Source organism: Chloroflexota bacterium (genome assembly GCA_020161265.1).
In the GTDB taxonomy this organism is placed as follows: domain Bacteria; phylum Chloroflexota; class Chloroflexia; order Chloroflexales; family Herpetosiphonaceae; genus Herpetosiphon.
In genome coordinates this window covers 416,310-430,825 of record JAIUOC010000003.1, presented here as the reverse complement: position 1 = coordinate 430,825, position 14,516 = coordinate 416,310, and the positions used below count along the sequence as shown (strand labels likewise).

At 51.1% G+C, this 14,516-nt stretch carries 14 protein-coding genes; 10 read left to right on the top strand and 4 right to left on the bottom strand.

Annotated elements, in window-relative coordinates; genetic code table 11:
* Positions 1-11: 11 nt before the first annotated feature.
* From LCH85_09150 to LCH85_09140, 3 genes are all read left to right on the top strand, one after another.
* Positions 12-347 carry a PadR family transcriptional regulator gene (locus tag LCH85_09150; GenBank protein MCA0352149.1) on the top strand — a complete coding sequence of 112 codons (336 nt, stop codon included), beginning with the start codon at positions 12-14 and terminating at the stop codon, positions 345-347.
* Positions 331-867 carry a hypothetical protein gene (locus LCH85_09145; protein MCA0352148.1) on the top strand — a complete coding sequence of 179 codons (537 nt, stop codon included), beginning with the start codon at positions 331-333 and terminating at the stop codon, positions 865-867. Before LCH85_09150 ends, LCH85_09145 begins: the two co-directional genes overlap by 17 nt.
* A 68-nt stretch (positions 868-935) precedes the next feature.
* Positions 936-1,955, top strand: a complete 1,020-nt coding sequence (locus LCH85_09140; protein ID MCA0352147.1) for a hypothetical protein — start codon at positions 936-938, stop codon at positions 1,953-1,955.
* Positions 1,956-2,050: 95 nt separating this feature from the next.
* Here LCH85_09140 and LCH85_09135 read toward each other — a convergent pair whose 3' ends face one another.
* Positions 2,051-2,416, bottom strand: coding sequence for an STAS domain-containing protein (locus LCH85_09135; GenBank protein MCA0352146.1), 366 nt, complete (start codon positions 2,414-2,416; stop codon positions 2,051-2,053).
* Between the two features lie 379 nt (positions 2,417-2,795).
* Here LCH85_09135 and LCH85_09130 point away from each other — a divergent pair, with 379 nt between their 5' ends.
* The 5 genes from LCH85_09130 to LCH85_09110 are packed head-to-tail and all read left to right on the top strand — an operon-like array spanning position 2,796 to position 8,162.
* The gene (locus LCH85_09130; GenBank protein MCA0352145.1) at positions 2,796-3,506 is read left to right on the top strand and encodes a response regulator transcription factor; all 711 of its coding nucleotides are present in this window, start codon (positions 2,796-2,798) and stop codon (positions 3,504-3,506) included.
* Positions 3,506-4,705, top strand: coding sequence for a PAS domain-containing protein (locus tag LCH85_09125; GenBank protein MCA0352144.1), 1,200 nt, complete (start codon positions 3,506-3,508; stop codon positions 4,703-4,705). The genes LCH85_09130 and LCH85_09125 overlap by 1 nt, the downstream gene beginning before the upstream one ends.
* A gap of 21 nt (positions 4,706-4,726) precedes the next feature.
* Entirely contained in the window at positions 4,727-5,680 is a 954-nt protein-coding gene (locus LCH85_09120; GenBank protein ID MCA0352143.1) for a MoxR family ATPase, read from the top strand.
* The gene (locus tag LCH85_09115) at positions 5,677-6,864 is read left to right on the top strand and encodes a DUF58 domain-containing protein (GenBank protein MCA0352142.1); all 1,188 of its coding nucleotides are present in this window, start codon (positions 5,677-5,679) and stop codon (positions 6,862-6,864) included. Before LCH85_09120 ends, LCH85_09115 begins: the two co-directional genes overlap by 4 nt.
* Positions 6,861-8,162, top strand: coding sequence for a DUF4129 domain-containing protein (locus tag LCH85_09110; GenBank protein ID MCA0352141.1), 1,302 nt, complete (start codon positions 6,861-6,863; stop codon positions 8,160-8,162). The genes LCH85_09115 and LCH85_09110 overlap by 4 nt, the downstream gene beginning before the upstream one ends.
* Here the strand turns inward: LCH85_09110 and LCH85_09105 are convergent.
* A complete protein-coding gene (locus LCH85_09105; GenBank protein MCA0352140.1) occupies positions 8,159-8,773 on the bottom strand; it encodes a hypothetical protein in 615 nt (204 codons plus the stop codon). The two genes, LCH85_09110 and LCH85_09105, sit on opposite strands and share 4 nt — an antisense overlap.
* Positions 8,774-9,121: 348 nt before the next feature.
* On the opposite strand from LCH85_09105, the gene glpK reads away from it, so the two are divergent.
* Positions 9,122-10,612, top strand: coding sequence for a glycerol kinase GlpK (gene glpK / locus LCH85_09100; protein ID MCA0352139.1), 1,491 nt, complete (start codon positions 9,122-9,124; stop codon positions 10,610-10,612).
* Positions 10,613-10,890: 278 nt separating this feature from the next.
* Positions 10,891-12,117 (top strand): GGDEF domain-containing protein, encoded by a 1,227-nt coding sequence (locus LCH85_09095; GenBank protein ID MCA0352138.1) that lies wholly within the window; start codon positions 10,891-10,893, stop codon positions 12,115-12,117.
* On the opposite strand, the gene LCH85_09090 is transcribed toward LCH85_09095, so the two are convergent.
* Together LCH85_09090 and LCH85_09085 are read right to left on the bottom strand one after the other, a co-directional pair.
* The gene (locus tag LCH85_09090; GenBank protein MCA0352137.1) at positions 12,114-13,289 is read right to left on the bottom strand and encodes an MFS transporter; all 1,176 of its coding nucleotides are present in this window, start codon (positions 13,287-13,289) and stop codon (positions 12,114-12,116) included. The two genes, LCH85_09095 and LCH85_09090, sit on opposite strands and share 4 nt — an antisense overlap.
* Before the next feature lie 44 nt (positions 13,290-13,333).
* A complete protein-coding gene (locus LCH85_09085; GenBank protein ID MCA0352136.1) occupies positions 13,334-14,461 on the bottom strand; it encodes a long-chain fatty acid--CoA ligase in 1,128 nt (375 codons plus the stop codon).
* Positions 14,462-14,516: the final 55 nt, after the last annotated feature.

Below are 14,516 nucleotides of genomic sequence, written 5' to 3'. Positions count from 1 at the left end.
CAAGGTAGCCTATGTTTGAACGTGAACTTCTTAAAGGTAGCCTCGGTTTAATGCTAATGGCGCTCGTTGAGCAAGGCCCAATGTATGGCTACCTGATCGCGAAGGAAATTCGTGCGCTCACCGACGATGTAATTGATCTCAAAGAGGGGTCGTTATATCCGGCGCTCCATCGGTTGGAAAAAGAAGGGATGATCGAAGGCTTTTGGCAACGGCGCGAAGATGGCGTTGATCGCCGCTACTATCGGCTAACGGCAGCTGGACAGGCTGTCCTAGACGAACGCCGTGCCCAATGGAGTCGATTTAGTGCCGCAGTTTCAAAGGTGGTCTCCGATGCACCGTCCCAATGATAGCTATTTTGCTGAACTCGAACAAGAATTAGCAGCGCTCAGCCTTGCCGAACGTGAAGCGATTTTGCGCGAATTACGCTCGCACTACGACGATGCTGCCGCTGACCCAACCGCCGATGATCAGATTTTACGCTTAGGTTTGCCCTTTCAGGCCGATCAATTTGGGCGCAAATTGAAGCGTATCCATCGCTCGGCCAAACGCGAGGCTGCCAAACATCGCACCATGATGATCATCGCCACCGTGATTGCCAGCATCGCGATTGTGCTTTCGTTTGTCTTTCCATGGTTTGATGGCAATCTACTGGCCTTCATTCTTGGCGGAACTGCGGCGGTCTGCTCGATTCTCTCAGTGGTAGGGATTTGGCTGCCCAAACAAACCATCGGCCAATGGCTCTTTTGGAGTGGTAGCACCGGCCTAACCTTAATCGGACTACCATCCGTGATCAGCTTCAGCAGCTTCTATCTCATTTTCGGCCCTTTGTTGTTGTGGACAGGAACCCGACTACAACGGACGTATTAAGCCGCTAACATGGCTGCCCCGTCTCGGCGGGGTTTCTTTAGTGTGCCTAAAATTCAAGGAGTGGCTCTGTGTTACACGAACAGCAAACCCCAGTAACCCCGCTAGTTATCAATGGCCCATGGACGCGCGAAGCCCGCGAACGCGCGATCGCCGAAGAAGTAAAATTAGCCTATATCGAATATTTCCGCAAAGCCGTCAAAACCCGCAACTGGTTGCCATGGGATGATTTGCCGCTGCGCGAGATGGAACAATATGGTCACATGCTCAGCGAAGATACCGTGACCTTGGTTGAAAGTTTCTTGGGCGTTGAAGATTATGTCGGCGATTATGTCGAGGATACCATCAACATCGTCCATGGCAAGCGCGAACGGCGCAATATTCAATTGCAATGGGGCGCTGAAGAATCCAAGCACGCCGAGGCTTGGGAATTGGTGCTGTTGCATTCAGGCCGCCGCACCAAAGAACAATTAGAAACCTATCGCGATCAAGTTGCTGAGCATCGTTGGACGATGTATGAAAATCATCCTGGTTTTGACACGCCCTTGGGAGTCGCGGCCTATGCGATGGTCCAAGAACGCGCTACCTATTTTAATTATGAAGAACTGCGCAAACGGATTCGCAGCGAATATGGCTTGCCCGAACAAACCACCGAAGAAGAGCGCAAACGTGGCAAGCAAATTGGTGCTGCTGCCGCCTTCAAAATCGTTGGCGTTGATGAAATTGCCCACCACGGCATGTTTCTGCGCGTGATCGATATTTACAAGCGCTATTTGCCTTATGAAACGCTGGATATGGTGTTTCGGGTACTGAATGGCTTCAACATGCCAGCGCTGCATATTTTGCCCAATGCCGAGGAACTGAAAGCCTCATTGGAACGCACCAAACTCTACACGCCACTCAAACATGGTCGGTTTGTCGCCAATCCCGTGCTCGATGCCATGGGCTTCAACAATAAACGCGCCCTCGAACGAGCCGTTCAACAAGCCAAACTGCTGCCAACTGGCCTTGGCCCTGAACACGTCGCAATTGGCCGCGATGGCGAATTTGTGATTTCGATGCAGCCCGACGCTGAAATTGAAGCCGCTTAATCATTGCGATTAAACGCCAGAGCGCAGGCAGTAATGATTGCCTGCGCTTGCTATTTAACCCAGCATTCATCGCGCAACAAGAACGAAGAAGAACGTTAAGAATTGGAGACTGATGATTGTTGGGCGTTGGTATAGGCCGCCAAATCTTGTTCTTCGATTACTGGCATAAAGCGCGTCATCTCGACCATCTTGAAGATTTTTTGATGATGCGGGCTGACGTGTAAACAAAAGACTTTATAGCCATTCTTGCGAGCAGCGACCACAAACTTCAGCAACACCGAAATGCCAGCTGAGTTGATAAACGCCACATCGGCAAAATCTAAAACAGTAATTGGTTTCATTTGGGTACAGGCATGCTCGATCGTTGCTGCCGAGACCGCATCGACGCTGTTGGTAAGAATATGCAACAGCACGACATCATCCCACTCTTCTCGTCGAATTACCGCTTGTACATCGCTCATAATAGATCTCCTAGGTTGGTCAACGCGGCCAACTCTGCTATGATCATAGTTGAGCAGACGATTTTTGGCAACCAAGCTGCATGAATTTTTGATGACAAATAGCTAAGAACATAGAGCAAAGAACATAGAACATAGGGGCGGGGATCGGTGGTTGGGGGCTGGGGGTCGGCATTTAATCCAGAGGCGATTGGCTATGGGATATAGGCTTTTTGAAATTATTGTCATTCCACAAATTGTTCCGCTAGCCTATCGCCAATAGCCATGTCCCCTTCGTGTCCTTCGTGGATCAATCTGCATATCTCATGCTGATGATAATGGTACAATAGCAGCGGGCATTCGCCCCTTGCTGATTGTATATACCCAATGGTGCTGACAATCTATGTCCACAATATTGCTTGTAGAAGATGAAGCCCTGCTCGCCGATACGCTGCGCTACAACCTTGAACGCGAAGGCTACACCGTGCTTTCCGCTTCCGATGGAGTTACAGGGCTGGATTTGGCACGTGCTGAACAGCCCGATTTGCTGATTTTAGATGTGATGTTGCCTAAACTCGACGGCTTTTCAGTCTGTCGAATTTTGCGGCGCGAAACCAATATTCCAATTATGATGTTGACCGCCCGCCAAGATGAAGTTGATCGGATTGCTGGCTTGGAATTGGGCGCTGATGATTATGTGATCAAGCCATTTAGCCTTGGCGAATTACTGGCCCGCGTTCGGGCGATTTTGCGCCGCACCGACCGCCAGCCAACGGGGATTGAACGCGAATTGCTGACCGCCGCTAATCTTAAGGTCGATACTGGGAGCCGTCGGGTGTTTCGTGATAACAACGAAATTACGCTCGCTCAGAAGGAATTTGACCTGTTGGTGTGTTTGATGCGCAACCGTGGCATGGCGCTTTCGCGCGATTTGCTGCTCGAACGAGTTTGGGGCTACGATTTCCCCGGTGATTCGCGCACGGTCGATGTGCATGTGCGTTGGCTGCGAGAGAAAGTTGAAGTAGACCCCAGCAACCCAATTTATATTCAAACTGTGCGGGGGATTGGCTATCGTTTTAATGATCAACTTAGCCGTAGCGAGCGCAAAAACTAATGACTTGGATTGTGTTGTTGGCGTTGACAACGATTATCGCGTTGCTTTGGGGTTGGCGTGGTCAACGCAATCTCCGTCGTGAACTGGCCTATTTACGCAATCGGCCTGTGGTTGCCCCAACCCCACCAGCCGATCCATTTAATCAGTTGTTTCGCACGCTCAGCGCCGCGCTCGATGCAGGCGTGATTGTCGTCAATGATGGCCGCACCATTCGTTATTGTAACGATGTTGCGGCTAAATTATTTGGGGTTAGTGCCAATGCGGTGGTCAATCATAGCGTAATCACATTGGTGCGCGATTATCAGGCCGATACGATGATTGAGCAATCGATTCGGCGACGCGACCCGCAGCAAGTAACCTTGCAACCAGTGCTTTCGAATCGGACAATTCGGATTTGGTGTGAGCCAATGCCTGAAAGCGGCGCGTTAATTCTGGCGCGAGATTTGACCCAACTGAGTTTGTTGGAGCGGGCGCGGCGTGATTTGGTGGCGAACGTTTCGCACGAATTACGCACGCCGCTAGCCTCAATCAAACTCTTGGTTGAAACTTTGGCCACCCAACCACCACCCGAATTAGCCCAACGCATGCTTGGCCAAGTCGATACCGAGCTTGACGCGGTGATGCAGTTGGTCGATGAATTGCACGAACTTTCGCAGATCGAATCGGGGCGCACGGCCTTGCAATTGCAGCCAACTCCCGTTGAAGATATTGTTGAACGGGCCAATGATCGGATTCAGCCGCAAGCCAAGCGCAAAGATCTGCGAGTGGCGGTGACAATTGCGCCTGATCTGCCCGAAGTCTATGTTGATCGCGACCGAATTAGCCAAGTGCTGCTCAATTTGTTGCATAATGCCGTTAAATGGACTGATGCTGGCGGCACGATTACGATTGAAGCTGGCTTACGTTCGCGTAGCGAACTTGGCCATCATCTGAGCCGCATGCTTGAGCCAAGCAATCGCTGGGTGATTATGGCAATTCACGATACTGGCGCGGGCATTCCAGCCGAGGCGATTCCGCGAATTTTCGAGCGTTTCTATAAAGTTGATCGGGCACGGACACGCGGGGTTGGTGGCACAGGTTTAGGTTTGGCGATTGTCAAACACTTGGTCGAAGGCCATGGCGGTGTGGTTTGGGTTGCCAGCAGCGAAGGCCGCGGCAGCACCTTCACCGTAGCCCTACCAGTTGTCGAAGATGATTAATTGTGTGGTTTGAGGGAAATCATGACGGGATTAAATATTCAAACATGGGCTGAACAGTTACGTCGGCAAGTTGGGCAGGTGGTGGTTGGAAAGCAAACCAGCATCGATTTATTGCTAACCGCGCTGTTGTGCGAAGGCCATGTGCTGCTAGAAGATGTGCCAGGCGTGGGCAAAACCACCCTGATTCGGGCGCTAGCCCAAAGCCTTGATTGTCAATTTCGGCGAGTGCAATTTACTCCCGACTTATTGCCCAGCGACGTAACTGGCCTGAATTTTTATAATCAAAAATTGAGTGAATTTCAGTTTCGAGCTGGACCGTTGTTTGCCAATATTGTGCTGGCCGATGAAATTAACCGCGCTACGCCGCGCACCCAATCGGCCTTGCTCGAAGCTATGGCCGAAGCCACGATTACGATTGATGGCGAAACTCATCAATTAACGCGGCCATTTTTGGTGCTTGCCACCCAAAACCCAATCGAATTAGAAGGCACTTTTCCCTTGCCCGAAGCCCAACTCGACCGCTTTTTGCTGCGAGTGAATTTGGGCTATCCCAGCGAAGCCGAAGAACATGCGATTATCCAACGCTTTAATCAAGGCGATCCATGGGTGGCGATGCAGGCCGTGAGCGATCAAAGCCAGCTGTTGGCGGCAATTCAGGCAGTACGCACTGTGCATTTGAGCGATGCAGTGCGCAATTATGCAATTGCGATTGTGCGGGCAACCCGCGAACATGGCGAAATTGAATTAGGCGCTAGCCCACGTGGCTCATTGGCCTTAACCCGCGCCGCCCAAGCTTGGGCATTAATTCATGGCCGCGATTTTGTGCTGCCTGATGATGTGAAGCAACTTGTGCCCAGCGTTTTAGCCCATCGGCTGATTTTGAATGCTGAAGCCCGTTTGGCTCAACGCAGCCCTGAAAAAATTCTAGCTGATATTGTCAAAAGCATTGCAACTCCAGTTGAGGAACGAGCATGAAAGGGCGACGAGCAGGCTTATTTGTTTTGGTCTTGCTCTTGATTATTGGCTTGCTGAGCGATGTAACGCTGTTGCCGTTGGTCACGATGCTAGGGATTATGGCCTTGCTCGCGGTCGAATTATGGGAATGGCGCATGTTTAAGCATGTTGATTACCAACGTGAACTAGGTCATACCCATCTGTTCCCTGATAACCGCACGACCCTCAGCATTACCCTGCGCAATCGCAAATTTTTGCCCTTGCCATTTGTTAATTTGCACGATTTGGTGCCAGTTGGCATCACACTTGAGCAGATTGAAACCCAGCCCGCCGCCAGCCCCAATTATCGGGTACTAGCGCGGGCATTTGGTATCAGCAGCTATCAACAAGTAACCCGCCAATATACAATTTTGTGCCCACAGCGCGGTTTGCACCGTTTTGGCCCAGCCAATTTGAGTGCCAGCGATCCGCTTGGGTTGAGTATTAGTCGCGCAACAATTAATGAGATTGATCGCTTGATCGTCTATCCTCGCTTGTTGACTGAGCCAGAATTAGGCTTGCCCTTACGCGAATTATTGGGCACGATTCGCGCTTCGCAGCGCTTATTGACTGATCCAGTTGTGCCGATTGGTATCCGCGATTATACCCAAAGCGACCCGCTCAAAAGCATTCATTGGACGGCGACGGCACGACGGGGGCAACTGCAAACTCGCATTTACGAGCCAGTCACTGCATTGACAGTGATGTGTATTCTCGATATTGAAACGATTGTACCCTCCTATCTGGGGGTGAATAAATTTCAGGGTGAACGTTTAATTAGTATGGCGGCAACGGTTTGTAGCGCTTTGCATAAAGCTGGCCATGCGGTTGGTTTATGGTCGAATGCAGCACTAGTTGAAGGCAACACCGCCATCCAACTGCCGCCCAATCGTAGCCCCAAACAGGCCAGCGCGATCTTGGAAGTATTGGCCCAAATGTCGCTCTACTCGCGGCTAGAAATTGCCAAATTTATTGGGCGTGAACAATCGCGCTTACCGCTAGGCGCGACGGTTTTGCTGATTAGCACGGTAGATACGCCGGCTCATCGCAGCGCCTTGGCCCGTTTGCGCGAATATGGCTATGCCCCCGTTTGGCTCTATTTGGGCCAGCATGCGCCAAAAGTTGCTGGAGTTAAGCTGATTCATAGTCACCAGAGGGAGCCATGATCAATCGTCAGAGCGCCAAATTAATCGTTTTGCTCAGCGCATGCATCGCCTATAGCAGCTTGATCAGCGTTGTGCTGAATAGCCTTGATAGTGTTGGCGATCAACCAAGTGCGGTTTGGCGCTGGCCAATTTTCGTGTTTGGCATGATCACAATGGCTAGTTTGCGCCAACGTTTGCGTCAGCGCAGCGCGATCATTACTGCTGCCGCTGCGATTGGCATCACCATGGTTGGCTGGCTCTGGATTCGCAGCGAACGCAGTGGCCAAGAATTGGTCTTGAGTGGATTTGGGGCGGGCTTTTTGATGTCGCGGGCGATCAATGCTGATCAATGGAATCACGATTGGTTGCAACAGCTCTTTTGGCGGGGTCTGGGCGTGTTGGTGGCATTTGTGGCGCTTGGCCCAGTCATGACCCGTGGCGCATTAGAACAACCAGGTTTACTGCAACTTTTTATCATTCAAGCCTTGGCGTTTGTGGCAGCCTGTTTATTTGCGATTATGCTCGATCAGAGCAACCAAGCCGAGTTGCAAACCCCGCCGATGTTGGGTTGGAGCAGCCTATTTACCTTGGCACTGGTAGCGATTCCCTTGCTCTTGTTTGGGATTGCCGACGGTCAGCGCAGCATCTTGGGCCTCATTTTAGGCGCATTTATGGATGGAATAGTGCTGATTGCTGGCGGTTTAGCGGTGGCTTTATCATGGTTGGTTGGCTGGTTGATTCCCTCATTCAAGCCCAATCAACGCCCGCCAATTGAGCCAAGCATGCCCCAAGTGGTCGATCCCTCAAGTTTAATGCCTGAAGAAACCAGCCAAGTCAGCTCGTGGCTCGGCGATCTGCTGAATATTGGGGTGGCGATCATTCTGCTTATGATGATTGCCTGGCTGATTTATCGGGTAGTGCACTGGCTGCGTGATTTTGAAACCAGGCCGATTGCCCAAGGCGAAGTCGTCATCGAACAATCGATTTGGTCGTTCGATAGCTTGCGTGAGCAAATTTTGGAGCGCTTTCGGCGCAAAAAACCATGGAAACTTGATACCAACGATCCACAGGTACAAAAAGTGCGGCGAATTTATACGCGATTTTTGGAGTTGGGCGAAGATCATGGCCAACCACGTAGCAAACATCAAACAGCTCACGAATATGGGCGTGGATATGCGCAACAACAGCCAACCAACGAGTCAGCGATTGCTGAACTAACAGCTATCTATACCCAAGCCCGCTATGCCGAGCAACTTGATGCCGAGGCCGTAGCTCGCGCTGAACAAGCCCTAAAAACGATCCAAAAACAGCAGCCTTAGAAACGCCATTGCACACTGTGCCACAAGGCAAATTGATGGGGAATCGTTTGCGGTTTGCTGGTTGAAAGCATCATTGATAAGGCTGGATAGCGTTCGAGCCAACTGCTGACCCAATTTGACCAACGTTGTTGATCACTTTGATTAAGTTGATCCCAGCCTTCGATCAATAACAACCATAAACCAGCGGCTAAGCCACGTTTAACAGCCAATTCAGTCATGGCAAAGCCAAGCTTCTCAATCTCTTGGTGCAGCAAATGCAACGGCTGAGTTAGCCGGCTTAGCGGCTGTTGCACCTGATAGAGCAACGGCAAATAGGCGGTTGGTAATTGAGCGCCGCGTGCCCATTGCAAACATAATTGGCGCATGGCCAACGACCGCGAACCTGGCTCGATCAAGGCCAAACGCGGCGTTTCGCGCAGGGCATCGCGCAAGGTCATCGATGGGCCGCCCTCAACTTGTTGAAATTGCAGCGGCAAACGTTGCAAATGGGGCAGCAATGGTTGGGAGCCAACCAAACTCTCACCTTCAAGCAAGTGGTGACGATACCGCCGAATCTGCCGACCATCACGGAGGCGCGGTAGGAAGTTAAGTCGAAAGGTTGCTAAGGCCATATGCCGTCCCTCCTAAAACGATAGCTGTGAGGTTTAGCCTAAGGCTTGCCAACCATGGATTCAATCGGTTAAGGTTACAAAGCGATGACAGCACGAAGGGATGAAGGATGAAGGATGAGGGATGAAGTTAACAGCAGAGAATATAGGGATTTAGGGAGCGGCATTTAGCGCAGAGGATTAATGGCTATGGGCTATAGGCTATCGGAATATTTTAATCATTTCAAAATTCTCTACTCCAAAAGCCGATAGCCATCAGTCGATAGCCTAATCTCCCTTCGTGTCCTTCGTGGATCAAAACGACCGATTCCCGACAACCAATCTCCACGTATTACAATGAGGTAATGTTGTATGCAGTATATTGCGGCACTCGACCAAGGTACAACCAGCACGCGCTGTATGGTTTTCGATCATAATGGCAATGTTGTTGGAGTTGATCAACGTGAGCATGCCCAGATTTTCCCACAGCCAGGCTGGGTTGAGCATAATCCTGCTGAGATTTGGCAACGAACCCAGGGCGTGATCGCAGGAGCACTAGCGGCGGCCAACATCGAAAAAAGCGATCTGGCGGCGCTGGGCATTACCAATCAGCGTGAAACAACCGTCATTTGGGATCGCCACACGGGCAAGGCAATCTACAATGCTTTAGTTTGGCAAGATACCCGCACAGATTCGCTGGTGCGCCAATTTGCTGCCGACGGTGGACAAGATCGTTTTCGGGCGCAAACTGGCTTGCCCTTGGCGACCTACTTCTCGGCCACCAAAATTCGTTGGCTACTTGATCAAGTTGAGGGTGCGCAGGCAGCGGCTGAAGCAGGCAATTTGTTATTTGGCACGATCGATTGTTTTGTCGCTTGGTGGTTGACAGGCGGCCCTCATGGCGGCTTGCACATCACCGACACCACCAATGCCTCACGTACCTTACTGCTCAACCTCGCGACTGGCGATTGGGATGCTGAATTATTGGAGATTTTTCGCATTCCGCGCAGCATGTTGCCAAGTGTGCGATCCTCAAGCGAGGTGTATGGCACATGTCGCGGCCAACTCGATGGCGTGCCATTAGCAGGCATTTTGGGCGATCAACAGGCGGCGACGGTTGGGCAAGTGTGTTTTGAAGTTGGCGAGGCCAAAAACACCTATGGCACCGGCAATTTTATGCTGCTCAATACTGGCGAACGCTTGGTGCAATCGCGCCATGGCTTAATCACCACGCCAGCTTATCATTTTGGCAAGCAGCCAACGTGGGCCTTAGAAGGCTCAATCGCAGTAACTGGCTCGTTGGTGCAATGGCTACGCGACAATTTAGGCATTATTCACAGTGCGGCTGAGGTCGAACCATTGGCTACCAGCGTAGCCGATAATGGCGGCGTGTATCTTGTGCCCGCCTTTTCGGGCTTGTTTGCCCCACATTGGCGCTCCGACGCGCGGGGCGTGTTGGTTGGGCTAACGCGCTATGCCAATAAAGCGCATATCGCACGGGCGGCGCTTGAAGCGACTGCCTACCAAACCCGCGAAGTCGTCAGCGCCATGGCCCAAGATTCAGGGGTTAAGTTGACAGCGCTCAAAGTTGATGGCGGAATGGTGGCGAATGAATTATTGATGCAGTTTCAGGCTGATATTTTGGGTGTGCCAGTTGTACGGCCTAAAGTTGCCGAAACCACTGCCTTGGGAGCAGCCTACGCCGCCGGTTTGGCCGTTGGCTACTGGGCGAATCCGGCTGAATTATGTGCCAATTGGAGCGAAAGCAAGCGCTGGGAGCCGCAAATGAGCAGCGATCAGCGTGATAGCTTGTATGCACAATGGAACAAAGCAGTGCAACGCACGCTCAATTGGCAAGAATAAACTGGTAAATCCGTCTTGATACTAGCCAAATCAGCGGTTGGTTTGGCTACTAAATTGCTACTTTAGCAAACCTACAATCGGTGGTATTGTGGTTATATCCAAAAATAGATCAATTGGTTTGTGATATAACCACTCACAATTAACTACATACGTTTGGCGAATATTCAAAGACGCTTCATATTGTGGTCTTGGCTTTGGCAACTTCTGCTAACTCCGCAGCCAACCGCGATGAGTGCGTTAGCTTTTGGCCATTTACCCATCCTGCGGAGGTAGGCGGCATGGCGCTCGACCAGCCAACGGTTGCCTTAATTGTCGGAATTGGCTTGTTGCTCCAAGCATTAGTAATTGGAGCTTTTTTAGTCTTTGTTCGGCGCTATCAAGGAATTCGCTGCTTTTTGTTTGGCACGATTGGCTTAGGTTTGGGCTTTTTAGCCTTGGCGTTATTGCCCCAAGCCTCAATCGTAGCAATCACAAGTAGTTATATTCTGATTCTCAGTGGCTTGTTTGGGCTAAGCAGTGGCATTTTACGCTTCATTGGAGCCGCCAGCTCAGCCAAAATTTATGCGATCTGCTGGCTAATCGTTGCTGCAATGCTTAGTTTGGGAGCATGGTTGTTTGCCGATTCAGGCTTAATTATCAATTTGGCGATGCTGATCGGGAGTGCTGGAATGGCCTATACTGCACTCCAGGTGTTTTTCCAGCGCACCATCCCGTATCAAAGTGCTAGCCGATTATTGGCGTTGGCCTTGAGCCTCAAAATTGCGATTGTTGTTTTGGGCTTGGCCTATTTTTGGTATAGCCAGCGCTGGCCCAGCCTGACGACCTTGAAATTAGGCTATAGCGTGTTGATTTTGCTGCTTTCGCTGCTGTGGACTGGTGGCTTTGCGGTAATGATTACTCAGCGCATGCAATGTGATTTATCGGCCTTAGCCAGTATTGATGTCTTAACTGGCATCGCCAATCGCCGTGCAATCAACGAATATCTAGAGCAGGCAATTGCCAAATGGCGGCGCAATCAGCAGGGTTTTGCGGTAATCATGCTCGATATTGATTGTTTCAAGCAAATTAATGATCGCTATGGTCACCACGCAGGCGATTCTGTGTTGCGGCATATTGCCTTGGTGCTAAGCGAACAAGTGCGAATTAACGATCTAATTGGGCGCTGGGGTGGTGAAGAGTTTCTGTTAATTGTTGATGCCGATACGATTCAGCAAGCAACCTTGATGGCTGAACGCTTACGTCAAGCGATCCAACAGCAGCCAACCGTCTGGAATGATCAGGTGATTCAGCATACAGTCAGCATTGGGATTGCGGTATGTGGAACGCATGGCTTCAATGAAGCCCAATTGCTGACTGCTGCCGATTTAGCGCTTTACGAGGCCAAGGAAACTGGTAAAAATCGCTGGATTGTCTATGAGCGCCGTTTGTTGAACCAGCTTGATCCAGCCCTAGAATTGGCCAACGAAGGGCTTATTTTCGATGTTGATTCATCGATTTATGCCTAATGTGCTGGCTGGGCTTGGGGTTCGGCGCTAGACAAACCAACGGCAATTAATGCGCCCGCCACAACCAACACGCTGCCCATCAGGTAGGGCGAGGCTTCGCCAACATTCGAGAGCATCCACGTGGCATAGAGCGGGGCAAAAATCCGCGCCAAACTGCTCATCGACTGATACAAGCCCATATTCTCGCCACGCTCACTGGCAGGTGAATTGCGGCTGACCAACGACGAAAGCGATGGCGTGAGCAAGCCCTCACCAACTGCCAGCACAATACAAATTGCCACCAAATGCCAAACATTCTGAATAAAACCCAAGCCCGCCAACGAAAGTGCTAGCAGCAACGAGCCTGACACAATCAGGGTTGCTTCGCCAAACCGCGCCGCCAAGCGCCGAATTAAGCCGCCTTGCACAATCGCCACCACAATCCCAACTCCGGCCAAAGTATAGCCAGTTTGATGCGAGCCAAACTCCAACCGTCGTGCCGCAAACAAGGCAAAGGTTGTTTCAAAGGCCACAAACGCCAAGTTGATCAAGAGTGTAATGCTGAGCAAACGGCCAACATTCGGCTTGCGAACTGCCGCCAGCAGTTTCATTGGGTTAAAAGTACGGCCTTGTTGGGGTGCATGGCGCTCTGGCTCAGGCAACACCACAATCGTTAAAATCAGGCTGAGCACTGCAATGCCTGCGGCTACAAAAATTGGCAACTGATAATTGCCATCTTTGCTGAGCAACGCGCCGATAGCTGGCCCAGCGATAAAGCCTAAGCCAAGTGCCGCCCCAACCATGCCCATGCCGCGAGCACGATCTTTGTCGGTGGTGATATCGCTAACATAGGCTTGAGCAATCGAGATGTTGCCGCCAGTTGCGCCATCGAACATGCGCCCGACGAACAGCCAAATCAGGCTATTGGCAAAGCCAAATAGCAACAAACTACAGACTGTACCAATCAAACTTAAAATGAGCAGTGGGCGGCGACCATAGCGGTCGGATAATTGGCCAAGGATCGGGGCAAAGATAAATTGCATCAAGGCATAACTGCCCACAATCATGCCAACCTGAACCTCGGAAGCCCCAAACTCCTGCGCATAAAACGGCGTGATCGGAATCACCACACCATAGCTCATGGTTCCAACAAACGCGATCAAAAAAATGGTCAAAAGTGGAGAGCGTTTCATAGGCGAGTCTATAGCCAAGCGGCTACTGGCTCCTTATCACTAGATTAGCCGTTGCCATTCCGGCGAGCGGCGAGAACATCTTCAACCGCCAGCGAACAACCGCGCAATTCTGCGCCGCTGGCCCGACCAAGCACCTCAAACCCATCAGCCACAACCACGCCTAAATCTTCGGTTTGCAAAGCGAGTACCGAGTAGAGATTGGCCAAATCAAGGTGGCGTAATAGCCCAGTTTGGCCAGCAGGCAATGGCGCAAAGGTGGTTGGATCGACGATCTGGGTGCGAACCCAAGGTACAATCACCTTATGGCGTGGTTGCCATTCGCGCAGGTAGGCCGAGTGTAACGAGCAATCGTAGAATTGACTGCCCAACTCGGTCATACCATATTCATTGACACACATGGTCGATGGAATACCCAAAACTTCGCTGTAGAGCGCATAAAGATCGTTGCGGGCAATTTCGCGCACTTTGCCTTTGGAGCCGCCCGTATCCATCAAACGGCTACCTTTGGGCAATTGCCAACGCTTGCCATGCTCGGCGCACCAATCTAAAAAATAGACGAAGGTATACATTACGCCCATCAAACACACCGAAGTATTGGTGGCAACCGCTGCATCAAGCGACTCGGCGAGGCTGGCTGAATCCAAACCAGCTGCGCTAAACACATAGCGGCTTTCAGCTGTGCCATGCTGCTCAACCGCATCGCTGATCATATGCGCTAGCGACGATTGTGGTAGCTCATTGGGATGCCAGAAAAGCACATAGATTGGCAGGCGTTTAGCATCGGGAAACAGATGATAGGCTAAATTTGGCCGTAACGACGCTTCATACAACGAGCGATCGCGAATATAGTGCGTGCCGCGTTGTTCGCTGCCTTGAGTTGTACCGCTGGTGCGATAAATCGCCTGGGCTTCTTCAGGCGGGAAGGTCGTTAATGGCAGATGCTTGAAGGCCGTGGTTGGCACAGCCGGAATCTCCGACCAATGCTTTACGCGCTCAGGGCTGAGCATCCGCCGTTCGCAATAGCGCTGATACACCAGATTATGTTGCCATTGATAGCGAAACGTGCGCAAGGCTAAATCATTAAACAAACTATCGTCATCGGGGTCAATCGGGCGAACACCCGCCTTCATCAAAGCCCGAATTTCAAAATCGAGCGTTTCAATTTCGTTCATTTCCAACCTCAGGTGAGCCAAAACACGCCCTCAGGACGCGCCTTGAATTGTACCA

What these genes read in the sequence shown, in the direction of transcription:
- LCH85_09090 (MCA0352137.1), bottom strand. Translation starts at nt 13,289, where the DNA reads ATGAAACGCTCTCCACTTTTGACCATTTTTTTGATCGCGTTTGTTGGA.
- glpK (MCA0352139.1), top strand. Translation starts at nt 9,122, where the DNA reads ATGCAGTATATTGCGGCACTCGACCAAGGTACAACCAGCACGCGCTGT.
- LCH85_09115 (MCA0352142.1), top strand. Translation starts at nt 5,677, where the DNA reads ATGAAAGGGCGACGAGCAGGCTTATTTGTTTTGGTCTTGCTCTTGATT.
- LCH85_09150 (MCA0352149.1), top strand. Translation starts at nt 12, where the DNA reads ATGTTTGAACGTGAACTTCTTAAAGGTAGCCTCGGTTTAATGCTAATG.
- LCH85_09130 (MCA0352145.1), top strand. Translation starts at nt 2,796, where the DNA reads ATGTCCACAATATTGCTTGTAGAAGATGAAGCCCTGCTCGCCGATACG.
- LCH85_09135 (MCA0352146.1), bottom strand. Translation starts at nt 2,416, where the DNA reads ATGAGCGATGTACAAGCGGTAATTCGACGAGAAGAGTGGGATGATGTC.
- LCH85_09095 (MCA0352138.1), top strand. Translation starts at nt 10,891, where the DNA reads ATGGCGCTCGACCAGCCAACGGTTGCCTTAATTGTCGGAATTGGCTTG.
- LCH85_09145 (MCA0352148.1), top strand. Translation starts at nt 331, where the DNA reads ATGCACCGTCCCAATGATAGCTATTTTGCTGAACTCGAACAAGAATTA.
- LCH85_09125 (MCA0352144.1), top strand. Translation starts at nt 3,506, where the DNA reads ATGACTTGGATTGTGTTGTTGGCGTTGACAACGATTATCGCGTTGCTT.
- LCH85_09105 (MCA0352140.1), bottom strand. Translation starts at nt 8,773, where the DNA reads ATGGCCTTAGCAACCTTTCGACTTAACTTCCTACCGCGCCTCCGTGAT.
- LCH85_09085 (MCA0352136.1), bottom strand. Translation starts at nt 14,461, where the DNA reads ATGAACGAAATTGAAACGCTCGATTTTGAAATTCGGGCTTTGATGAAG.
- LCH85_09120 (MCA0352143.1), top strand. Translation starts at nt 4,727, where the DNA reads ATGACGGGATTAAATATTCAAACATGGGCTGAACAGTTACGTCGGCAA.
- LCH85_09110 (MCA0352141.1), top strand. Translation starts at nt 6,861, where the DNA reads ATGATCAATCGTCAGAGCGCCAAATTAATCGTTTTGCTCAGCGCATGC.